The organism is Vineibacter terrae, assembly GCF_008039615.1.
GTDB lineage: Bacteria > Pseudomonadota > Alphaproteobacteria > Reyranellales > Reyranellaceae > Vineibacter > Vineibacter terrae.
Genome location: NZ_VDUZ01000072.1, coordinates 18,387 through 38,098 on the forward strand (window position 1 = coordinate 18,387; position 19,712 = coordinate 38,098).

Genomic DNA, 19,712 nt, shown 5'->3' on the forward strand with positions numbered 1-19,712 from the left:
AGCGCATGTCTTCTGCCTTTCCGGAACTGTCGCTGTCGCTTGATGCATTGCGCGCCCTGCAGCTGGAGCGCCTGCGCGCGAGCCTGCGCCACGCCTGGACCAACCAGGCGCCGTATCGCGCCAAGTGCGATGCCGCCGGCGTGCATCCCGACGACCTGCGCACGCTCGACGACCTTGCCAGATTCCCGTTCACGCTGAAGGCCGACCTGCGCGACCACTATCCCTACGGCATGTTCGCGGTGCCGCGCGAACGCTGCGTGCGCGTGCATGCCTCCAGCGGCACCACCGGCCGGCCGACCGTGGTGGGCTACACGCAGGGCGATATCGACCGGTGGGCCGACTTGATGGCGCGCTCGATCTGGGCCGGCGGCGGCCGGGCAGGGGATGTGGTGCACGTGGCCTATGGCTACGGCCTGTTCACCGGCGGCCTGGGCGCGCATTACGGCGCCGAGCGGCTGGGCTGCACGGTGGTGCCGATGTCGGGCGGCTTCAGCGAGCGGCAGGTCCAGCTCATCCGCGAGTTCGGCGCGCGCGTCATCATGGTGACGCCGTCCTACATGCTGGCGCTGGCCGACGAGTTCGAGCGCCAGGGCATCGACGTGCGCGACACGGCGCTGCGCATCGGCATTCACGGCGCCGAGCCCTGGACCGAAGCGATGCGCGACGAGATCGAGCGGCGCACCGGCATCGACGCCGTCGACATCTTCGGCCTCTCCGAGGTGATGGGGCCGGGCGTGGCGCAGGAATTCGTCGAGAGCAAGGACGGGCTCGCGATCTGGGAGGATCACTTCCTGCCCGAGATCGTCGATCCCGAGACTGGCCGTCCGGTGCCGGACGGCGCGGTGGGCGAACTCGTCATCACGTCGCTGACCAAGGAGGCGCTGCCGGTCATCCGCTACCGCACGCGCGACTTGACCCGGCTTCTGCCCGGCAGCGTGACGGCGATGCGGCGCATGGCGCGCATCACGGGGCGCAGCGACGACATGCTGATCGTGCGCGGCGTCAACCTGTTCCCCAGCCAGGTCGAGGAGCAGATCCTGAAGGTCGACGGCCTGTCGCCGCATTACGTGCTGGAGCTGACACGCGACGGTCCGCTGGACGCGCTGGTGATCGTCGTGGAGGCGCGCGGCGACGTCGGCGAGGCGCAGCACGCCGTGCTCGGCGCCGCGCTCACCGAGCGGGTCAAGGGCATGTGCGGCGTCACCGCCAGCGTGCGGATCGCGGCTGCCGGCAGCGTCGAGCGCTCGATCGGCAAGGCCAGGCGCGTGATCGACCTGCGGCCCAAGGGCTGATCGGCCAGTGAAGACACCGCCACCTGTCATCCCGAGCGCAGCGAGGGATCTCCCGCGAATAGCGTGCCGTACGCCCTCCGCAGGAGATCCTCGCTGCGCTCGGGATGACGGTCGGTGACGACCTACGCCCGCGCGATGCGCAGGATGTTGGTGGCGCCGGGCGTGCCGAAGGGCACGCCGGCGGTCACCACCAGGCGATCGCCCTCCCTGGCCATCTCCTCGCGCAGGGCGACCTGCTGCGCGCGCTTCACCATCTCGGCGAAGTTGTGCGCGTCAGGACTCTGCACGGCATGCACACCCCACACCAGCGGCATGCGCCGCGCCGTGCTGAGCCTCGGCGTCAGGCACAGGATCGGCACATCGGGCCGCTCGCGCGCGGCGCGCAGGGTGGTCGAGCCCGATGTCGTGTAGGTGACGATCGCCGCCGCCGACAGGGTGTGCGCCACCTGGCGCGCGGCGGCGCTGATCGCGTCGGCCGCCGTCGGCTCGGGGTCGTGCCGGCTGGCGTTCATGATCTGCCGGTAGGTCGGGTCCTTCTCGACGCGCGCCAGGATGCGGTCCATGATCGACACGGCCTCGAGCGGATAGCTGCCGGATGCCGTCTCGGCCGACAGCATCACCGCATCGGCGCCGTCGTAGACGGCGGTGGCCACGTCGGAGGCCTCGGCGCGGGTCGGCGTCGGTGCGTTCACCATCGAGTCAAGCATCTGCGTGGCGACGATCGCCGGCTTGCCCACGCTGCGGGCGGCCCGCAGCATCATCTTCTGGATCGGCGGCACGTCCTCGGGCGGCAGCTCGACGCCGAGGTCGCCGCGCGCCACCATCAGCCCGTCGGCCAGCGCCAGGATATCGTCGAGGTTCTCGACGGCCGCCGGCTTCTCCATCTTGGCGATGATCGCGGCCTGGTCGCCGACCAGCCTGCGCAGCTCGGCGATGTCGGCGGCGCGCTGCACGAAGCTCAGCGCCACCCAGTCGATGCCCAGCTCGAGGCCGGCCGCGAGGTCCCTCTGGTCCTTCTCCGTCAGCGGCGACAACGGCAGCAGCACGTCCGGCAGGTTGACGCCTTTGCGGTTCGACACCTCGCCGCCGACCGCGACCTCCGTGTCGATGGTGTCGTCGCTGTGCTTCTTCACGCGCAGCCGGACCTTGCCGTCGTCGATCAGGATCGTGCTGCCGGTCTGCACCGCCTTGAAGATGGCCGGATGCGGCAAGGGCGCGCGCCTGGCATCGCCGGGCTGCGTGTCGAGCGTCAGCCGGAAGGCGGCGCCGGTCTTCAGCGTCACCTTGTCGCCGGTGAAGGTGCCGAGCCGGATCTTGGGCCCCTGCAGGTCCATCAGGATGGCGATCGGCCGGCCCAGCTTGTGCTCCAGCTGCCGCAGGATGTCGACGCGGGCACGGTGGTCGTCGATCGTGCCGTGGCTGAAGTTGAGCCGGAACACGTCGGCGCCGGCCTCGAAGATGGCACGGATGCGCTCGGGCGTGGCGGTCGCCGGTCCCAGGGTTGCGACGATCTTGGTACAGCGGTTGCGGCGCATGACGCTGCGGTGGCTCCGTCCGTTGTGGCTGACGCGGCCAGTCTAGCCGCCCCCCCGTTACAGGCGATAGGGGGCCGGACGATGGTTTCAGTGCACGGATGTGAAAAGCGCGTCGTCAGGCGCGCTTGCCGGCCCGCTCGGCGACAGAGAATGCGCCCATCTGCTCGTAAATCTTCACCACGGCTGCGTCGTCCATCTTGCCCCAGCCCGCCGCCGTCGCCATCAGGAACATCTGATGTGCCGCCGCCGCCAAAGGCAGCGGCTGCTTGACCTCGCGCCCGGTGTCGAGCACCAGCCCGAGGTCCTTGACGAAGATGTCGACGGCGCTCAGCGGCGTGAAGTCGCCGTCCAGCATGTGCGGCACCCGGTTGGTGAACATCCATGAGTTGCCGGCGCTGTTGCTGATCACCTCGTAGAGCGCCCGCGGATCGGCGCCGGCCTTCGTGCCCAGCGCCATCGCCTCGGCGGCGGCGGCGATGTGCACGCCGGCCAGGAGCTGGTTCACGGTCTTGACCAGGGAGCCGATGCCGGGCGCATCGCCCAGCCGGTAGACCTTGGCCGCGACGGCGTCGAGGATCGCCTCCGCCTGGGCGTAGGCCTGCGGCGTGCCGGACGACATCACCGTCAGCTCGCCGGTGTCGGCCCGGGCCCGGCCGCCGGACAGCGGCGCGTCGAGCAGCGGGTGGCCGGCGGCCGCCAGCCGTTCGCCCAGCGCCGTGCTGAAGCCAGGCGGCACGGTGGCGCATTGCATCACCACGCGACCCTGGGGCAGGGCGCCGACAGCCCCCTCGGCGCCGAACAGCACCTGCTCGACCTGCGCGGCGTTGACCACCACCAGCACCAGCGCGTCGGCCTGCGCCGCGGCGGCCCGGGGCGACGCCGCGGTCTGGCCGCCGGATGCGCGCAGGGCTGCGCCGGCGTCCGGGTTCATGTCGACGCCGATCACGGCATGGCCCTTGGCGAGGAGGTTCTTCGCCATGCCCAGGCCCATCGATCCCAGGCCGACAAAGGCGATGCGCAGCTTGTTCGTGGTCATCGAGGCTTCCGTTCGCTCACGCCGAGATGCCGTACTTGCGCGCCCAGCCCAGGCCCGCCGCCGTCGTCGTGCGCGGGCGGTACTCCAGGCCGACATCGCCGTCCCAGCCCATCTTGTCGAGCGCGTCCAGGACGTAGAGGTGATTGGCCTCGCCGATATCCGGCTCGTTGCGGTCGGGGTTGCCGGCGACCTGGACGTGGCCGATCAGCGGCAGCAGCGCCTCGGCGCGGCGCGCCAGGTCACCCTCGGTGACCTGGCAGTGGTAGAGATCGAACTGGATCTTCACATGCGGCGCGCCGACTTCGGCGATGATGGCGGCGGCTTCGCTCGCGGTGTTCAGGAAGTAGCCCGGTATGTCACGCCGGTTGATCGGCTCCAGGCAGAGCGTCAGGCCATCCTTGGCCGTGCGGTCGGCGGCGCGCTTGAGGTTGTCGATATAGGTGCGGCGCATCAGGGACAGGTCGGCGCCGGTCGCAATCAATCCGGACATCACATGGATGCGGCGGCACTCCAGCGCCTGGGCGTAGTGCCGCGCCGTGTCCAGCGCGGCGGCGAAATCCGCCTCGCGGCCCGGCAGCGCCGCCAGGCCGCGCTCGCCCTTGCCCCAGTCGCCCGGCGGCAGGTTGAACAGCGCCTGCGTCAGCCGGTGCCGCTTGAGAGCGGCAGCGATGTCGGCGGCAGGGAACTCGTAGGGGAACAGGAACTCGACCGCCGTGAAGCCGTGGCCGGCGGCGGCGGCGAAGCGCTCCATGAACGGGATGTCCTGGTACAGCCAGGAGAGATTGGCGGCGAGCCTCAGCATGGGATGATCCCTGGGTCAGTCGGTTGCGTGGCTACGACAGGACGGTGAAGGCCTTGGTGAAGAAGTCGGCGGCGCCGAAATTGCCGGACTTCAATGCCAGCGCGACGGTCTTGCCGTCGCTCGTGGCGGCGGACGTCCACGGGACGCCGGGGTCGATCTCCGCGCCGATGCGCAGCGCGCGCACGCCCAGCGCGCTGACCACGGCGCCGGACGTCTCGCCGCCCGCGACCACGAGCCGGCCGACTCCCGCTTCAGCCAGGCCGCGCGCCAGAGCCGCCATCGCCGCCTCGATCTTCTGGCTCGAGGCCTCGACGCCGAATGCCGCCTGCAAGGCCTTCACGGCGTCGGGCGTGTCGCTGGAGGACAGCAGCACCGGCTTGTCGCCCAGCCGGGCGCGTGCCCATGCCAGCGCCGGCCCGACCACATCGCGGCCCTCGCACAGCGCCCTGGTGTCCAGGTGCAGCGCCGCACCATGCTTCTCGAAGTCGGCGATCTGGCCCAGCGTCGCAGTCGAGCACGAGCCCGCGAGAATCGCGGCATGTCCGTGCGCCGCCGGCAGGGCGGCGGCGCTGTCGCTGGCCGGCAGCAGGCCGGCGCGGCGGAAGTTGGCCGGCAGGCCCATGGACACGCCCGAGCCGCCGGTCACCAGCGGCAGCTCGGCGCAGGCGGTGCCGATGGCCAGGAGATCGGCATCGGCCACGGCGTCGACGACAGCATGCGCGATGCCGGCGCCGCGCAGGCGCGCGATCTCGGCGCGGATCGCCTCGGCGCCGCCTTGCACGATGCCGAGCGGGATCAATCCCACCGTGCGGGCGGTCTGACGCTGCAGCACGCGCACCAGGCTGGGATCGGTCATCGGCGTCAGGGGATGATGCCGCATGCCCGATTCCGACAGCAGCACCGGTCCGACGAACAGATAGCCGTTGAAGATGGCGCGCGCATTGGCCGGGAAGGCGGGACAGAAGATCGTGAAGTCGCTGGCCAGGGCGTCGAGCAGGGCATCGGCAACGGGGCCGATATTGCCCGCGTCGGTCGAGTCGAAGGTCGAGCAGTACTTGAAGAAGAACTGCCGGCAGCCGCGGCGCTGCAGGGCGCCCAGCGCGTCCAGCGACAGCGTCACGGCTTCGGGCGCGGCGATCGTGCGGCTCTTCAACGCCACGACGATGGCATCGATGTCATCCAGCGGCATCGCGGCATCGGGCACGCCGATCGTCTGCACCGTGCGCATGCCGGCCTTCACCAGCATGCCGGCGATATCGGTGGCGCCGGTGAAATCGTCGGCGATCACGCCCAGCAGCGCCATGCCTTGTCCTCAGGTTCCTCGAGCCGAGACGGCCAGCTTGTCAGCCAAGCCGGCTGTCGCGCAAGGGCGCATGCGCCGGTCAGTCGAAGAAGTCGGCGATGGCGCTGGCCGCCCGCGCCGGCGCTTCGTAGTGAACGAAGTGGCCCGCGAGCTCGGCGAACTCCAGTCTGTAGTCGGTGAAGAATTCGTGCAGGCGGTCGCTCCAGGCGGCGCGCACCACCGGGTCGCGACGGCCCCACAAGAAGCGCGAGCGGACAGTGATCGGCGGTGGCACCGGCGCCGTGCCGGCCATCATCGCCAGCCGGGCGCGGTTGATGCTGCGATACCAGTTGAAGCCGCCCTGCAGGTTGCCGGGCTTGAGGAAGTTGTCGACCCACAGCTCCAGCTCGGCGTCGAAGGCGTGCGGATCGGCCGCCCAGTGACGCAGGAAATGGCCGATATAGAGCCGGCAGGCGTCACGCGACGATGCCACGAGGTCGGCAGCCCAGGGCTGCTGATTGAAGGTCTGGTACCAGATTTCCGGGATGCTCTGCGGGTCGGTCCAGCGCCGCCCGATGCCCGCATACGGGCAGTTGAAGAAGAACAGGCCGCTCAGCGCATCGGGCCAGCGGCGCGCGAAAGCCTGGGCCGCGAAGGCGCCGATGTCATGCGACACCAGACCGACGCGGCCGAGCCCGAGCGCGGTGCGCAGCGCGTGCAGGTCTTCGGCAAGGATGTCGGGCGTGCAATCCTCGGCCGGGCCTGTCGACGTCTTCTCGCTGTCGCCGAAGCCGCGCCATTCGGGCGCATAGAGCGTGAAGCGGTCCGCCAGCCGTTCCATCAGCGGCCGCCAGGTCCGCCAGAACTCCGGCCAGCCATGCAGCAGCAACAGCGGCGCGCCGTGGCCGCAGGATGTCACGTGGTGGCGCACGCCGTTGGCGGTGATGACGTCGTGGCGGAACCCGGTCATGTCCGTGTGCTGCTCGGCTGCTGGCCTGGCGGCACGATGAGGCTGACGCGAAAATCGTTGACGTTGGTGCGCGTCGGCCCCGTGACGATCGCGTCACCCAGGGCCTCGAAGAAGCCATGGCCGTCGTTGTCCTCCAGCCGGGCGCCGGCATCGATGCCGCCGGCGCGGGCGCGGTCCAGGGTGTCCGGCCCGATCATGGCGCCGGCGATCTCCTCGATGCCGTCGACGCCGTCGGTATCGGCTGCCAGCGACCAGACGCCGGGCTGCCCGCCAAGATCCAGGGCCAGGGCCAGCAGGTATTCGACGTTGCGGCCGCCGCGGCCGTTGCCCTTGACCTCGACCGTGGTCTCGCCGCCCGAGATGATCGCCAGGCGCTTTCCGTCGGCGAGATGGCGGCGGATCAGCGCCGCATGCTCGGCCGCCAGCGTGCGCGAGAGGCCTTCGAGCCGGTCGCCCAGGATGATCGGCGCGAAGCCGCGCTCACCGGCCAGCGCCGCGGCCGCCTCCAGCGCCTCGATCGGCGTCACGGTCATCACCGTGATGCCGCCGGCGAGGCGCGCATCGCCCGGCTTCGGTGTCTCCTCGATGCGGCCAGCGGCGCCATCCTCGAGATGGCGGCGGATCGCGGCCGGCGGCTCGATGCCGTGCTTGCGCAGCACCGCCTGGGCATCGGCGAAGGTCGAGGCGTCCGGCACGGTCGGGCCCGAGGCGATGACGCTGGGATCGTCGCCCGGCACGTCGGAGATCAGGTAGGTGGCGACGCGTGCCGGCTGCGCCGCCAGCGCCAGGCGCCCGCCCTTGATGGCCGAGATGTGCTTGCGCACGGTGTTGATCCCGCCGATCGGCACGCTCTTGCGCAGCAGGTCGCGGGTCAGCGCCTGCTTGTCCTCCATGGTGATGCCCTCGGCCGGCCAGGTCAGCAGGGCGGAGCCGCCGCCCGAGATCAGGCAGATCGCGAGATCATCGGCGCCCAGGCCCTTCACCATGTCGAGGATGCGGCCGGCGGCGGCGCGGCCGCGCTCGTCCGGCACGGGATGCCGCGCCTCGACGCACTCGATGCGGTCGAGCGGCAGGCCGTGGCGCTCGCGCGTGACGACCAGGCCTTCGAGCGGGCCATGCCACATCGCCTCGACGGTCTTGGCCATGGCCGCCGCTGCCTTGCCGGCGCCGACCACGAGCGTGCGTCCCTTGGGCGGCGTCAGCGTCGCCAGGTGCGGCGCCAGGCATTGGCCGGGGCTTGCCGCGCCGACGGCGGCATCGAACAGATCGCGCAGCAGGCGGAAGGCAGTGTTGCGATCCATGGATGCGATAAGGATGGATGCGATTGAAGGGATTGCAATACGATATCTGGACCCTGCTGTCATCCCGCGTATCGGGGAGCACCACGATGAAGATGCGAGCCGCGATCCTGACCACGTGTTCGGCGCCGCAGCCGTTTGCGAAGAGCAAGCCGTTGCAGATCCACGAGGTGGACCTCGATCCGCCAGGAGAGGGCGAGGTGCTGGTGAAGGTGGGCGGCGCCGGGCTATGCCACTCGGACCTGTCGATCCTGAACGGCGACAGGCCGCGGCCGGTGCCCCTGGTCCCCGGTCACGAAGGGGCTGGAGAGATCGTCGAGGTCGGGGCCGGCGTCCACGATGTGAAGGTGGGCGACCACGTCTGCTTCGCCTTCAACGTCAGCTGCGGCCGGTGCCGGCGCTGCCTGGAGGGGCGGCCCTATATCTGTGAACGGGCGGTGGCGCCGCGTGCCGCGGGCGCGCTGCTGTCGGGCGCCAAGCGGCTGCACCGGGACGGCGAACCCCTCAACCACGCTTCCGGCGTCTCGTGCTTCGCCGAATACGCCGTGGTCGACCGCGGCTCGGTGGTGGTGATCGACCGCACCCTGCCGCTCGATGTCGCGGCCCTGTTCGGTTGCGCCGTCGTGACCGGCGTCGGCGCCGTCGTCAACACGGCACGGATCGAGCCCGGCAGCACCGTCGCCATCGTCGGCCTTGGCGGCGTCGGCCTGAGCGGGCTGATGGGCGCGGTGCTGGGCGGCGCCGGCCGCATCATCGCCATCGACCTGTCCGACGAGAAGCTGGGCTTGGCGCGCCAGCTCGGGGCCACGGACACTATCAACGCGCGCGATGCCGATCATGTCGAGCGGGTACAGGAGATGACCGACGGCGGCGTCGACTATGCGTTCGACCTTGCCGGCACCATCAAGGCCATGGAGACGGCCTATGCCGTCACGCGCGGCGGCGGCACGACCGTCAGCGCCGGCCTGTCGCCCAACAACGCCACGTTCTCGCTCAAGCAGAGCATGCTGGTCAGCGAGGAGAAGACGATCAAGGGCAGCTACATGGGCAGCTGCGTGCCGGTGCGCGATATCCCGCGCTTCATCGCGCTCTACCAGCAGGGCCGGCTGCCGGTCGACCGCATGGTGAGCCAGCGCGTGACGCTGGACGAGCTCAACGAAGGCTTCGATCGCCTGCAGGCGGTGGCGACCGTGCGTCAGCTGCTGGTTCCGCACTCGCGGCGCTGACCGTGCCGTCGCTGCTGTCCGCCGGCGATCCGCCGCCCTTTGCCACGATCAATCCCGCCGGCAGCTTTCCGCTGCTGCTGCTGTGCGACCATGCCGGCAAGGCCGTGCCGCGCGCGCTCGACGGGCTGGGCATCGCGGCGCAGGAGCTCGCGCGCCACATCGGCTGGGACATTGGTGCGCTCGACGTCGCGACCGAGCTTGCGCGCCTGCTCGATGCCCCGCTGGTCGCCTCGACCTATTCCCGGCTGGTGATCGACTGCAATCGCTGGCCGGGCGGCGAGGGCTCGATCCCCGAGATCAGCGACGGCACCAAGGTGCCGGGCAACGCGGGCCTGACCGAAGCCGGCATCCGGGCGCGCGCCGATGCCTGCTTCTGGCCCTACCACAACGAGGTCGAGCGCCTGATCGCCGATTTTGCGGCGCGCGGCGTGAAGCCGGCGCTGCTCGTCGTGCACAGCTTCACCCCGGCGATGGGGGGTGTGCAGCGGCCGTGGCAGCTCGGCGTGCTGTGGCGCAGCGACGAACGCCTGCCGCTGCCGCTGTTGGCCGAGCTGCGCAAGCTGGACGGCGTGCTGACCGGCGACAACGAGCCGTACTCGGCGCGCGCCAGCTACGAGTACACATTGACCGCTCACGCCGATTCGCACGGCCTGCCGCATTGCTCCCTCGAGATCCGGCAGGACCTGATCAGGACACGCGAGAACGCCACCGCCTGGGCCCGGCGCCTGGCGCCGGCCGTGACCGCGGCGGTCGCAGCCGCGCTGGCCGATAGCCGACCCTGAACGTGGCCTTAAGCGAATCTAATAATTCTCAATGGTCCCTGACGTTGAACTGGGACAATGCGGCTGATATGAATCGGAGCCTCACTCCCGTCAGAATAAGAACAGCGTTCATCCGGTGGCAGCCCGGGGATGAGAATGCTCACCATCGGAGCACGTGACTGCTTCTCGCGAAACCATGGAGGCCAACGATGCCGCTCAGGATCAATGACGAAGCGCCCAACTTCACGGCCGAGACCACCCAGGGCCCGATCACCTTCCACGACTGGATCGGCAATGGCTGGGCGATCCTGTTCTCGCATCCCAAGGACTTCACGCCGGTCTGCACTACCGAACTTGGCTACATGGCCGGCCTGAAGAACGAGTTCGACAAGCGCAATTGCAAGATCATCGGGCTCAGCGTCGATCCCGTGGACGATCACTCCCGGTGGGCCAAGGACATCGAGGAGACGCAGGGCCACGCCGTGACCTACCCGATGATCGGCGATCCCGAGCTGAAGGTCGCCAAGCTCTATGACATGCTGCCGGCCGACGCGGGCGACACGTCCAAGGGCCGCACGGCGGCCACCAACGCCACCGTGCGCACGGTGTTCCTGGTCGGGCCCGACAAGAAGATCAAGATGTCGCTGACCTACCCGATGAGCACCGGCCGCAACTTCGACGAGGTGCTGCGCGTGCTCGACTCGGTGCAGCTCACCGCCAGGCACCAGGTCGCGACGCCGGTCAACTGGAAGCAGGGCGAGGATGTGATCATCGTGCCCGCCGTTTCCGACGACGATGCCAAGAAGAAGTTCCCCGACGGCTGGAAGACGGTGAAGCCCTATTTGCGCATCGTGCCACAGCCGCGCGACTGACGCTGCCGTTCCCGGGAGCGCAGGCCCGTGCGCTCCCGGGCCGGTGGAGGCATAAGATGACACAGGGCCGACTGCAGGCTTGACGGCGGCCGGGGGCATCTCTATCGGATTTTGCATCGACGGTCCCCGCAAGGGGCCAAGGGAACGCCGTGCGGCCGCGAGGCCTAATCGGCGGCTGTGCCCGCAGCTGTGAGCGGCGAGCGCAGGTCCATCATGCCACTGGGCTGCGACCCGGGAAGGCGGACCTGACGCGGTGACCCGCAAGCCAGAAGACCTGCCGTCGAGAGCGTCGTCTTCCCCCGGACGGGAACATCCGATGGGACGGTCATCCGCACGATGACGCGCCTGTGCGTGTCTGTTCGTTTGCGGAGATCCGTTTCATGACGTGCGAGCCTCATCCGTCCCGCGGTCCGGTTCATCATTCGATCACCTCGGCCTGCGCCGTCGCGGCGGCTCTTGCCGCGTCGCCGGCGCTGGCGCAACAGGCGCCGCCGCTGGCCCAGCAGTTGCCGCCGCCGATCGTCCTGCCGGAGACGGTGGTCACGGCCGACCGCACGCCGGTGCCGGTCGACCTGGTCAGCGCCTCGGTGACGGTCATCACGGCGCAAGAGATCGAGCAGCGGCAATACCGCACGCTCAACGACGCCCTGCGCGCCGTGCCCGGCACGACGGTGGTCCAGTCCGGCGGGCCGGGCAAGAGCACGAGCATCTTCTTGCGCGGCACCAACGCCAATCACACGCTGGTGATGATCGACGGCGTGCGGGCCGGGGATCCCAGCCAGGTCAACGGAGCGCCGAACTTCGCGCATTTCCTGCTCGACAACGTCGATCGCATCGAGGTGGTGCGCGGACCGATGAGCACGCTCTACGGCTCCGACGCCATCGGCGGCGTGATCAACCTGATCACCAGGAAGGGCAGCGGTCCTCTGAAGGCGACGGCCTTCGGTGAGTTCGGCAGCTTCGACACGTTCAACACCGGTGGTGGCGTGCAAGGCGCCGAGGGCCGCTTCAACTACAACCTCGCCATGCAGGCGACGACGACGCGCGGCTTCTCGGCCGTGCCCCAGCGCTTCACCGTCGGCATCAAGAACGAGGACGACGGCTACTGGAACGTCGGGTTCAACGGCCGCTTCGGCTTCGATGTTTCGGACAATTTCCAGCTGTCGCTGTTCTCGCGCTACGACTGGTCGCGCACGCAGTACGATGCGTTCCTGAGCGAGGATCCGAACCTGCGCGAGCACGCGCGGCAGATCTCGCAGCGGCTGCAGGCCGACTGGCAATTGCTCGACGGCCGGTGGAAGCAGACGTTCGGCTTGTCGTTCCTGCAGGTGGACCGGCGTGACCTCGACGGCGAGGACGCGATCAACGGCACACCGTTCGCGCCCGATTCGCGCAACCGCGGCCGCCGCTGGCAGCTCGACTGGAAGAACGACTTCCGCCTCTCCGACGAGGTCGGACTGGTATTCGGCATCGACGCCGAGCGCATATCGCTGCATGCCCGCAGCCAGTTCAATTTCGGCTTCCCCCCCAACAACGTCGACAAATCCACCGGCTCGGTCGGCGGCTACCTCAACGCGCGCTGGACACCCAATGAAGCCCTGTCGCTGACCGCCGGCGGCCGCGTCGAGCACCACGACGATTTCGGCACCGCCGCGACCTTCCGCGTGGGCGGCACCTATGCCTTCAAGGAGTCGGGCACCCGCCTGCACGCGGCCTTCGGCACCGCCTTCAAGGCGCCGAGCCTGGATCAGCTCTTCCTCGACTTCCCCGCTTTCGGCTTCCTTGCCAACCCGAACCTGAAGCCCGAGCGCAGCATCGGCGGCGAGATCGGTGTCGACCAGAGCCTGTGGGGCGACCGCGCGAAAATCGGCGCCACGCTGTTCCGCAACGACATCCGCGACCTGATCACCAGCGTCGGATGCGGCGTGGGCTGCTCGACCCTGGCCAATGTCGGCAAGGCGCGCACCCAGGGGGTCGAGTCCTTCGTCGAGCTGAAGCCCTGGGACACGTTCTCGCTGCGCGTCGACTACACCTACACCGATGCCCGCGATCGCACGTCGCATGAGCCGCTGGTCCGCCGGCCGCGGCACGCCATCGACGTCGCCGCGAGCTGGACGCCGCTGCCGGGATGGACCTGGGGCGCCGAGCTGACGCATCGCAGCGGACGCACGGATCGCGATTTTTCGCAGTTCCCGTCGCCGATCACCCATCTGGAGGCGTATCGCACGCTGCGCTTCACGATGAGCTATGACGTCACCGATGGCGTCCGCGTCTTCGGCCGGGTCGAGAACGTGCTCAACAAGAACTACGATGACCCGCTCGGCTTCCAGGCGCCGCGGGTCGGGGCCTATGCCGGCGTTCGCCTGTCGCTGTGATATCGTCGCTGCTCGCGGCGGGAGGTGGGCGATAGCGCGGCTCTTCATGATCCTTCTGGCTGTCCTGGCCAGCGTGTCCGGCGGGGCGGTGGCAGCCCCGCCGCCGGCGCGCGTCGTGTCGCTCAACCTGTGTCTTGACCAGCTGGCCCTGGTGCTCGCCGCGCCCGGTCAGCTGGTGGGCGTCGGCGACGTCAGCCAGGACCGGCATCTGTCGGCGCGCTGGCGGGAGGCGCGCAGCTTGCCCGCCGTGCGCATGCGGATCGAGGAGGTCCTGGCGCTGCGGCCGGATCTGGTGCTGCTCGACTCTTACGCGCCGCCGCACATGGCGGCGCTCCTGGGCCGCGCCGGCGTGCGCGTGGAGCTGTTCCCGGAGGCTGTCACGTTCGACGACGGCGTGGCGCGCGTGCGCGCCATCGCCGCGGCACTGGGACGTGAGTCGGCCGGCACGGCGCTGGCCGACGACATGCGGCGGCGCCTGGCTGGCCTGGGCGCCGACAAGCAGGACACACCGCGGCCGCTGGCTGCGGTGTGGCAGGCCAACGGCTTTACTGTCAGCAGCGGCACCCTGCCCGACGATCTGCTGCGGCGCGCCGGCTTCCGCAATCTGGCGGCCGAGCGCGGCCTGGGGCCTTTTGCGCCGCTGCCGCTGGAGGTGCTGGTGCGCGCCGCGCCGGACCTGCTGATCCTGGACGGCTCCACCAGCGAGCGCCCGTCGCTGGCCGAGGCGCTGATGACGCATCGCGCGGCGCGGCACGCCTTCGGCGAGACCCGCACGCTGGTGATGCCGCATAGCCTGTGGCTGTGCGCCGGCCCGCCGAACCTGGAAGCCCTGGATCGCCTCGTGGCGATGCGCAACGCCATCGAGCACCGGCGATGAAAGCCGTCGGTCGATATCGCTGGGCCCTTGTTGCGTTGCCCGTGGTCGTGCTGGCCGCCATCTCGGTGCTGGTCGGGCCGGCGGGGCTGGACTGGAGCGCCGCGATCCGCGATGCGCTGTCGGGGCGCGACAGCGTGCCGGCGCTGGTCCTGGTCGAGATCCGCCTGCCGCGCGCGCTTCTGGGCGCGGTGGTCGGCGCCGCGCTGGGCATGGCCGGCGCCGCCATGCAGGGCCTGCTGCGCAATCCGCTGGCCGAGCCCGGGGTGCTGGGCGTCTCGGCCTGCGCCGCGCTGGGGGCGGTCATCGCTTTCTACACCGGCCTTGTGCGGCTGTTCCCCGGCGCCCTGCCGATCGCCGCGATGCTGGGTGCCTTGCTGGGCACGGCGGCCCTGTTCGCCTGGGCCGGCCGGGGCGCCACGGTCGCCACGCTGCTGCTGGTCGGCGTCGCCATCAATGCGCTCGCCGGCGCCGCCACCGCGTTCAGCCTGGCGCTGTCGCCCAATCCCTACGCCTTCTACGAAGTGATGTTCTGGCTGATGGGATCGCTTGCCGACCGCAGCCTCGACCATGTCGCGCTGGCGCTGCCCTGCGTGGCGCTGGGCGCCGTGCCGTTGCTGCTGATGCGCCGCGGATTGGACGGGCTGTCGCTGGGCGAGGAGACCGCGCTGGCGCTCGGCATCTCGCCCTCGGCCGTGGCGCGCTGGATCGGCCTGGGCACCGCGCTGACGGTCGGTGGCGCCGTCGCCGTGTCGGGCGTGATCGGCTTCGTGGGCCTGATGGCGCCGCACGCTGTGCGCCCGTTCGTCCGCTATCGTCCCGGCGCGACGCTGGTCGCATCAGCCGGCGCCGGCGCGGCGCTCACGCTGGCTGCCGACATCGCCGTCCGCCTGCTGCCGACCGGGCGCGAGCTGCAGCTCGGCGTCATGACGGCCCTGCTGGGCGCGCCCTTCCTGGGCTGGCTGGCCGTCCGCCGCCGCCGTGGCAACGGCAGCAGGGGGGCGCCGTGGCTCTGATCGCGCGCGGCCTGCGCCGCCTCCTGGACCATCGCGTGGTGCTCGACGGCATCGATGTCGAGATCGGCGGCGGCATGGTCACGGGGCTGGTTGGGCCCAACGGCGCCGGCAAGTCGACATTGCTGCGCCTGCTGGCCGGGATCGACTCACCCGATGCCGGCGACGTCACCTTCGACGGCACGCCGCTGCACGCCCTGGCACCCTCGGCACGCGCTCGCCGGGTGGCGCATCTGCCGCAATCGGCGCAGGCGCAGTGGCCGCTGTCGGGACGCGACGTGGTCAGCCTGGGCCGCCTGCCGCATGGTGCCGGCTTCGATCGACTGTCGGAGGCCGACGTGCAGGCCGTTGCGCGCGCCATGTCGCGCACCGGCACGACGGCCTTCGCCGGGCGGCGCCTGGACCACCTCTCGGCCGGCGAGCGCGCGCGGCTGCTGCTGGCGCGGGCGCTGGCCACGGAAGCCGACGTGCTGCTGGTCGACGAGCCCACTGCCGCCCTCGATCCCGCCTATCAGCTCGAGGCGATGACGGCGCTGCGCGGCGAAGCGGACCGTGGCGTGGCCGTGGCGGTGGCGCTGCACGACCTGGCCCTGGCCGCGCGCTTCTGCGACCGGCTGATCCTGCTGGCTGGCGGGAAGGTGCTGCGCCATGGCGCCGCGGCGCAGGTGCTGACGCCTGCCCTGTTGGAAGCCGCCTACGGTGTGGCGTTCGAGCTCGTGGTGCTGGGCGACCGCCGCCTGCCCGTGCCGATCGCGCGCAGCGGCCCGACGGGCGATGAGAGGTGAAGCCTCCCCAACGCAGTTGGGGGAGGTGGCCGATTCGGCATTTCGACGCGTTGCGTCGAAATACCTGTGCCGGAGGGGGCGCTGAGCCTAGTGATCCGAACCGTGCAGGATGGCGTCGCGCAGGCCCGTGTCGTAGCTCAGCCCGGCCTGAGTCAGGGTCGGCGCCGCGGTCATGCCCGATGGCGCGACCAGCCCCTTGCGGGCCAGCGCGACGTAGACCGACGGGTTGTGCAGGCCGGTGGCGTCGCTGCTCATGACCACCCGGTGGCCGATATGGAAGTGGTTGCCGTGCGGCTGCGGCAGGGCGCTGATCGTGACGTTGCCGGTGGCCTCGTCGGCCAGCGCGACCTCCGGGTAGCGGGCCAGCTCCTGCAGAAGGGTCAGGGTCTTGAGCTGCAGGTTGTTGAGGTTCAGGGGATTGTGCTTCTTGGCCATCGAGGATTCCGTTGCGCGAAGGGGCCTGCCTAGCCGACGGCATGGGCGCTATACTATTGCATCGGAACGAACCCTCAATTCGAGAAGGAGCGGCGTGATGGACGTCAAGACCCGGACCGAGCTTGAAGCTGCGGCGTTTCGTCGGCTGGTCGATCACCTGCGCGAGCGTACCGACGTGCAGAACCTCGACCTGATGAACCTCGCCGGCTTCTGCCGCAACTGCTTATCGCGCTGGTACCGCGAGGAGGCGGCCAAGCAGGGTATCGAGATCCCCGATCCCAAAGCGCGCGAGATCGTCTACGGCATGCCCTATGACGAATGGAAGGCGAAGCACCAGAAGGAAGCGTCGCCCGAGCAGAAGAAGCAGTTCGACAAGACCATGGCCGAGCAGAAGCACAAGCACGGATGAAGATGGCGCCGCCCGGGCCGTGAGGGCCGGGCGGCTGCCGATCCTTACCCCCGTTATCCCCATCATCCCACGCGCGCTGTCATTGAACCGACACCCGCGCCAAGCATAGGGTCGGCGCTCACCGCGTTGTCCTGCGAGGAGCGTCATGCCGGACGGCAGCCCCATGAAACAGAAGCCCTCCAACATCGCCGCCGACCGGCTGAAGTCGTTCGTCGAGCGCATCGAGAAGCTGGAGGAGGAGAAGAAGGCGATCGGGGCCGATATCCGCGACGTCTATAGCGAAGCCAAGGGAACCGGCTTCGACGTCAAGGCCATGCGCCAGATCGTGAAGCTGCGCAAGATGGACAGCGCCGAGCGCGACGAGCAGGAAACATTGCTCGATGTCTACAAGCAGGCGCTGGGGATGATCTGACCGCTCAGTACCAGATCGCCATCGGCAGGCCGAAGCTGTCGCGGTCGGTCGCCTCGGGTAGACGCGTCGCCTCGGCGCGATGGATGAGCAGCGCCGTGCGGCAGACGGCGGCGGCATCGAGCGCGTCATCAAGGCCGGCGTCGATACGACGCAGGCCGGCTTCCCTGCGGTAGCGCGCCCATGTCTGGCTAGTGGCGGCAAATGCGTGGTCGTCCAGCAATCGCTGGCGACGACGTTGTCCTTCCGGCAGCCGCTTGGGCGCGAGAACCGGGTGGCCGCCGTTCATGCGCATGAACGCCAGCTCCGGGTGCGCTTCATGGATGCGCCCAGCCAGCGCTGGTCGTGATCGCAGCAGGGCATCGAGCTCGCGCATCTTGGGGAACAGGTGAAAGGCCTGCTGGCTCAGGCCGAGGCCGGTGCCGCCGCCGCCGCTGCGGCGGTTGATGGTGCACGCCTCGGCATGGGTTGCTGCCGCAAGCGCGCCGCGGCAAGGCGTTGGAAACACCGATGATGCCTTGCCGACAAGCAGCCGGCGCGCGGCATGCTCGCAAGCCCGGCCGCCGCGGACGGCGCAATCGAGGAAGCCGGTCGGCATGTCGACCGCGATGATATGCGGCTGCTCCTCGCAGTCGACCAGATCGGCCAGCACGGGCACGAACCGGAAGCGCCAGTCGCCGGACTCGATGTTGCGCAGGACGGCGATCCAGCCGGCGCGGCAGCCATCCACGCCCGCGATCCAGCGGCTCATGCATCGACCCTTGAGCTCAAGGCAGGTGCCCTCAGTTGACAGAATGATACGAATACCGGACCATCGGCCATCTGCGTCGCGTCGGTGGTCAGCGTCTGCAGTCGGTTGCTGGTGCTTGCAGGGCCAGAATGACAGACCACTACTTCGAACCGCTCAAGAATTTCCGCTTCCGCGTCATCTGGGACGGAAGCCCGGTGGTCGGCATTCGGCGCATCGGCACGCTGCGGCGCACCACCGAGGTCGTCCGGCACAGCGAAGGCGGCGAGGCGCTGGCCAGCCGCAAGTCGCCTGGCAAGACCGAGTACGACGCCATCATCCTGGAGCGCGGGATCAGCAACGACCGGGCATTCGAGGCGTGGGCCAATCAAGTCTGGTCGCTCGGTGGCGACGGTCGCGCCAGGAAGGAATTTCGCAAGGACGTCATCCTGGAAGTCTATGACGACGCCGGTCAGCTCGCATTGGTGTACCGGCTGCTGCGGTGCTGGGTATCGGAATATCAAGCCTTGCCCGACCTGGATGCGGGTGCCGCCGGCATCGCCGTCGAAACCATCAAGCTGGAGACTGAGGGCTGGGTCCGCGACCCCGGCGGGGGACACATGGGGGCGGTGCCTTCCGATGCCGGTGACGCTCGAGGCTGACGGATCCGACGGTGCCGGCCCAGCCTGCGATCGCCGCGACAACCGAAGCCATCTGGCAGCTGCTGGATCGGGAATTGCGGCGCGTGGTGCCCGGCGTGAAGGTGAATGCCTGTCCGCCCGATCGGGTGCGCCAGGAAGCCGGCGGCAGGCAGATCAACCTGTTCCTCTTCGAGATCGCGGAGGACGCCCATCTGCGCGCTGCCGCGCGTGAGGCGCTCCCGGCGCCGCTGGCGCTGTCCTTGCGCTACCTCCTGTCCGTCTACGGCGATGATGGCGACAGGGCCGACCTGTCCGCGCACCAGGTGCTCAGCGAGGCGATGCGCGTTCTGCACGAGAACGCCGTCCTGCCGGTGGGCGCAACGGGCACGGATGCGGCCGCCACGCCGCCGCTGCACATCGTCCTGCAGCCGATGTCGCTGGACGAGATGAGCAAGCTCTGGGGCAGCTGGAACAGTCCCTATCGCTTGTCGGTGGTCTACGACGTGTCGCCCGTCCTGCTGGGGCGCCGGGGATGATGCCCGGCTGGAACGGAGCATGTGATGCCTGAGCCCGCGCCGCAGGACGTGCAAGGCTTGTCTCTCGCCCTGGCAGGGCTGCGGCGCCGGCTGGCGCGGTTGATCGATGCCGCCGACATGTCGACGCCCTCCGAAACGGATGACGCGCCCGGGATGCCTTGCGGAGCCTTGGCGGTGCTTGGTGATCGGTTCGGCCTGTCGGCCTTCGAGCGCGAGATCGTTCTGCTCTGCGCCGCAGCCGAGCTGGATCCGTCCATCCCGGCGGCGTGCGCCCTGGCGCAAAAGGAGCCGCAGCGGGCGTACCCGACAGGGCTATCGCATTTGGAAATTTGTGAACTGAGCGAGCATGGTGGCGAGGAATTGGTTGTCCCAGCCGGCACGCTTGAGCTTGCCGCGCATGGAGCCCTTTGAGGGCTCGATCTTGGCGAGGTTAA

The 19,712-nt window shown here is 69.7% G+C and carries 21 protein-coding genes and 1 riboswitch; of the genes, 13 read left to right on the top strand and 8 right to left on the bottom strand.

Going from position 1 to position 19,712, the window contains the following annotated elements; genetic code table 11:
• The first annotated feature begins 5 nt into the window (after nucleotides 1-5).
• Nucleotides 6-1,292, top strand: coding sequence for a phenylacetate--CoA ligase PaaK (paaK, locus tag FHP25_RS37585; protein WP_147852136.1), 1,287 nt, complete (start codon nucleotides 6-8; stop codon nucleotides 1,290-1,292).
• 122 nt (nucleotides 1,293-1,414) lie between these two features.
• Here the strand turns inward: paaK and pyk are convergent, their stop codons facing one another.
• The 6 genes from pyk to FHP25_RS37615 form a co-directional block, all read right to left on the bottom strand.
• Nucleotides 1,415-2,827 carry a pyruvate kinase gene (pyk, locus tag FHP25_RS37590; protein ID WP_147852137.1) on the bottom strand — a complete coding sequence of 471 codons (1,413 nt, stop codon included), beginning with the start codon at nucleotides 2,825-2,827 and terminating at the stop codon, nucleotides 1,415-1,417.
• Nucleotides 2,828-2,942: 115 nt separating this feature from the next.
• Nucleotides 2,943-3,863 carry an L-threonate dehydrogenase gene (ltnD, locus tag FHP25_RS37595; protein WP_147852138.1) on the bottom strand — a complete coding sequence of 307 codons (921 nt, stop codon included), beginning with the start codon at nucleotides 3,861-3,863 and terminating at the stop codon, nucleotides 2,943-2,945.
• A gap of 16 nt (nucleotides 3,864-3,879) precedes the next feature.
• Nucleotides 3,880-4,665, bottom strand: coding sequence for a 2-oxo-tetronate isomerase (gene otnI / locus FHP25_RS37600; RefSeq protein ID WP_147852139.1), 786 nt, complete (start codon nucleotides 4,663-4,665; stop codon nucleotides 3,880-3,882).
• Nucleotides 4,666-4,696: 31 nt separating this feature from the next.
• Nucleotides 4,697-5,968, bottom strand: coding sequence for a 3-oxo-tetronate kinase (gene otnK / locus FHP25_RS37605; protein ID WP_147852140.1), 1,272 nt, complete (start codon nucleotides 5,966-5,968; stop codon nucleotides 4,697-4,699).
• Between the two features lie 79 nt (nucleotides 5,969-6,047).
• Nucleotides 6,048-6,917 carry an alpha/beta fold hydrolase gene (locus FHP25_RS37610; RefSeq protein WP_147852141.1) on the bottom strand — a complete coding sequence of 290 codons (870 nt, stop codon included), beginning with the start codon at nucleotides 6,915-6,917 and terminating at the stop codon, nucleotides 6,048-6,050.
• Nucleotides 6,914-8,218 carry a glycerate kinase type-2 family protein gene (locus tag FHP25_RS37615; RefSeq protein ID WP_178134089.1) on the bottom strand — a complete coding sequence of 435 codons (1,305 nt, stop codon included), beginning with the start codon at nucleotides 8,216-8,218 and terminating at the stop codon, nucleotides 6,914-6,916. Before FHP25_RS37615 ends, FHP25_RS37610 begins: the two co-directional genes overlap by 4 nt.
• 86 nt (nucleotides 8,219-8,304) lie before the next feature.
• Here FHP25_RS37615 and FHP25_RS37620 point away from each other — a divergent pair, with 86 nt between their 5' ends.
• From FHP25_RS37620 to FHP25_RS37650, 7 genes are all read left to right on the top strand, one after another.
• Complete coding sequence (locus FHP25_RS37620; protein ID WP_147852143.1) at nucleotides 8,305-9,441, top strand: zinc-binding dehydrogenase; 1,137 nt, start codon at nucleotides 8,305-8,307, stop codon at nucleotides 9,439-9,441.
• Nucleotides 9,442-9,443: 2 nt separating this feature from the next.
• Nucleotides 9,444-10,223 carry an N-formylglutamate amidohydrolase gene (locus FHP25_RS37625; protein ID WP_147852144.1) on the top strand — a complete coding sequence of 260 codons (780 nt, stop codon included), beginning with the start codon at nucleotides 9,444-9,446 and terminating at the stop codon, nucleotides 10,221-10,223.
• 188 nt (nucleotides 10,224-10,411) lie between these two features.
• Nucleotides 10,412-11,074 (top strand): peroxiredoxin, encoded by a 663-nt coding sequence (locus tag FHP25_RS37630; RefSeq protein WP_147852145.1) that lies wholly within the window; start codon nucleotides 10,412-10,414, stop codon nucleotides 11,072-11,074.
• Between the two features lie 103 nt (nucleotides 11,075-11,177).
• A riboswitch (cobalamin riboswitch) is annotated at nucleotides 11,178-11,370 on the top strand.
• An 84-nt stretch (nucleotides 11,371-11,454) separates the two neighbouring features.
• Nucleotides 11,455-13,449 carry a TonB-dependent receptor plug domain-containing protein gene (locus FHP25_RS37635; RefSeq protein ID WP_147852146.1) on the top strand — a complete coding sequence of 665 codons (1,995 nt, stop codon included), beginning with the start codon at nucleotides 11,455-11,457 and terminating at the stop codon, nucleotides 13,447-13,449.
• 46 nt (nucleotides 13,450-13,495) lie between these two features.
• Nucleotides 13,496-14,326 carry an ABC transporter substrate-binding protein gene (locus tag FHP25_RS37640; protein WP_178134090.1) on the top strand — a complete coding sequence of 277 codons (831 nt, stop codon included), beginning with the start codon at nucleotides 13,496-13,498 and terminating at the stop codon, nucleotides 14,324-14,326.
• Nucleotides 14,323-15,339 (top strand): FecCD family ABC transporter permease, encoded by a 1,017-nt coding sequence (locus FHP25_RS37645; protein ID WP_147852148.1) that lies wholly within the window; start codon nucleotides 14,323-14,325, stop codon nucleotides 15,337-15,339. Before FHP25_RS37640 ends, FHP25_RS37645 begins: the two co-directional genes overlap by 4 nt.
• Complete coding sequence (locus FHP25_RS37650; protein WP_231712621.1) at nucleotides 15,330-16,121, top strand: ABC transporter ATP-binding protein; 792 nt, start codon at nucleotides 15,330-15,332, stop codon at nucleotides 16,119-16,121. The genes FHP25_RS37645 and FHP25_RS37650 overlap by 10 nt, the downstream gene beginning before the upstream one ends.
• Before the next feature lie 87 nt (nucleotides 16,122-16,208).
• On the opposite strand, the gene FHP25_RS37655 is transcribed toward FHP25_RS37650, so the two are convergent.
• Nucleotides 16,209-16,556, bottom strand: a complete 348-nt coding sequence (locus tag FHP25_RS37655; RefSeq protein ID WP_147852149.1) for a hypothetical protein — start codon at nucleotides 16,554-16,556, stop codon at nucleotides 16,209-16,211.
• Nucleotides 16,557-16,653: 97 nt separating this feature from the next.
• On the opposite strand from FHP25_RS37655, the gene FHP25_RS37660 reads away from it, so the two are divergent.
• The gene (locus FHP25_RS37660; protein ID WP_147852150.1) at nucleotides 16,654-16,965 is read left to right on the top strand and encodes a DUF1244 domain-containing protein; all 312 of its coding nucleotides are present in this window, start codon (nucleotides 16,654-16,656) and stop codon (nucleotides 16,963-16,965) included.
• Nucleotides 16,966-17,128: 163 nt separating this feature from the next.
• A complete protein-coding gene (locus FHP25_RS37665) occupies nucleotides 17,129-17,377 on the top strand; it encodes a DUF2312 domain-containing protein (RefSeq protein ID WP_218578914.1) in 249 nt (82 codons plus the stop codon).
• 4 nt (nucleotides 17,378-17,381) lie between these two features.
• Here the strand turns inward: FHP25_RS37665 and FHP25_RS37670 are convergent, their stop codons facing one another.
• On the bottom strand, nucleotides 17,382-18,125 hold the full coding sequence (locus FHP25_RS37670; protein ID WP_147852152.1) for a DUF429 domain-containing protein: 744 nt from the start codon (nucleotides 18,123-18,125) through the stop codon (nucleotides 17,382-17,384).
• Between the two features lie 128 nt (nucleotides 18,126-18,253).
• Between FHP25_RS37670 and FHP25_RS37675 the strand changes: the two genes are divergently transcribed.
• The 3 genes from FHP25_RS37675 to FHP25_RS37685 are packed head-to-tail and all read left to right on the top strand — an operon-like array spanning nucleotide 18,254 to nucleotide 19,689.
• A complete protein-coding gene (locus FHP25_RS37675; protein WP_147852153.1) occupies nucleotides 18,254-18,763 on the top strand; it encodes a phage tail protein in 510 nt (169 codons plus the stop codon).
• Between the two features lie 11 nt (nucleotides 18,764-18,774).
• Complete coding sequence (locus tag FHP25_RS37680; protein WP_178134091.1) at nucleotides 18,775-19,278, top strand: DUF4255 domain-containing protein; 504 nt, start codon at nucleotides 18,775-18,777, stop codon at nucleotides 19,276-19,278.
• A 24-nt stretch (nucleotides 19,279-19,302) separates the two neighbouring features.
• The gene (locus FHP25_RS37685) at nucleotides 19,303-19,689 is read left to right on the top strand and encodes a hypothetical protein (RefSeq protein ID WP_147852155.1); all 387 of its coding nucleotides are present in this window, start codon (nucleotides 19,303-19,305) and stop codon (nucleotides 19,687-19,689) included.
• The last annotated feature ends 23 nt before the right edge of the window (nucleotides 19,690-19,712 follow it).

What these genes read in the sequence shown, in the direction of transcription:
- paaK (WP_147852136.1), top strand. Translation starts at nt 6, where the DNA reads ATGTCTTCTGCCTTTCCGGAACTGTCGCTGTCGCTTGATGCATTGCGC.
- pyk (WP_147852137.1), bottom strand. Translation starts at nt 2,827, where the DNA reads ATGCGCCGCAACCGCTGTACCAAGATCGTCGCAACCCTGGGACCGGCG.
- ltnD (WP_147852138.1), bottom strand. Translation starts at nt 3,863, where the DNA reads ATGACCACGAACAAGCTGCGCATCGCCTTTGTCGGCCTGGGATCGATG.
- otnI (WP_147852139.1), bottom strand. Translation starts at nt 4,665, where the DNA reads ATGCTGAGGCTCGCCGCCAATCTCTCCTGGCTGTACCAGGACATCCCG.
- otnK (WP_147852140.1), bottom strand. Translation starts at nt 5,968, where the DNA reads ATGGCGCTGCTGGGCGTGATCGCCGACGATTTCACCGGCGCCACCGAT.
- FHP25_RS37610 (WP_147852141.1), bottom strand. Translation starts at nt 6,917, where the DNA reads ATGACCGGGTTCCGCCACGACGTCATCACCGCCAACGGCGTGCGCCAC.
- FHP25_RS37615 (WP_178134089.1), bottom strand. Translation starts at nt 8,218, where the DNA reads ATGGATCGCAACACTGCCTTCCGCCTGCTGCGCGATCTGTTCGATGCC.
- FHP25_RS37620 (WP_147852143.1), top strand. Translation starts at nt 8,305, where the DNA reads ATGAAGATGCGAGCCGCGATCCTGACCACGTGTTCGGCGCCGCAGCCG.
- FHP25_RS37630 (WP_147852145.1), top strand. Translation starts at nt 10,412, where the DNA reads ATGCCGCTCAGGATCAATGACGAAGCGCCCAACTTCACGGCCGAGACC.
- FHP25_RS37635 (WP_147852146.1), top strand. Translation starts at nt 11,455, where the DNA reads ATGACGTGCGAGCCTCATCCGTCCCGCGGTCCGGTTCATCATTCGATC.
- FHP25_RS37640 (WP_178134090.1), top strand. Translation starts at nt 13,496, where the DNA reads ATGATCCTTCTGGCTGTCCTGGCCAGCGTGTCCGGCGGGGCGGTGGCA.
- FHP25_RS37645 (WP_147852148.1), top strand. Translation starts at nt 14,323, where the DNA reads ATGAAAGCCGTCGGTCGATATCGCTGGGCCCTTGTTGCGTTGCCCGTG.
- FHP25_RS37655 (WP_147852149.1), bottom strand. Translation starts at nt 16,556, where the DNA reads ATGGCCAAGAAGCACAATCCCCTGAACCTCAACAACCTGCAGCTCAAG.
- FHP25_RS37660 (WP_147852150.1), top strand. Translation starts at nt 16,654, where the DNA reads ATGGACGTCAAGACCCGGACCGAGCTTGAAGCTGCGGCGTTTCGTCGG.
- FHP25_RS37665 (WP_218578914.1), top strand. Translation starts at nt 17,129, where the DNA reads ATGAAACAGAAGCCCTCCAACATCGCCGCCGACCGGCTGAAGTCGTTC.
- FHP25_RS37670 (WP_147852152.1), bottom strand. Translation starts at nt 18,125, where the DNA reads ATGAGCCGCTGGATCGCGGGCGTGGATGGCTGCCGCGCCGGCTGGATC.
- FHP25_RS37675 (WP_147852153.1), top strand. Translation starts at nt 18,254, where the DNA reads ATGACAGACCACTACTTCGAACCGCTCAAGAATTTCCGCTTCCGCGTC.
- FHP25_RS37685 (WP_147852155.1), top strand. Translation starts at nt 19,303, where the DNA reads ATGCCTGAGCCCGCGCCGCAGGACGTGCAAGGCTTGTCTCTCGCCCTG.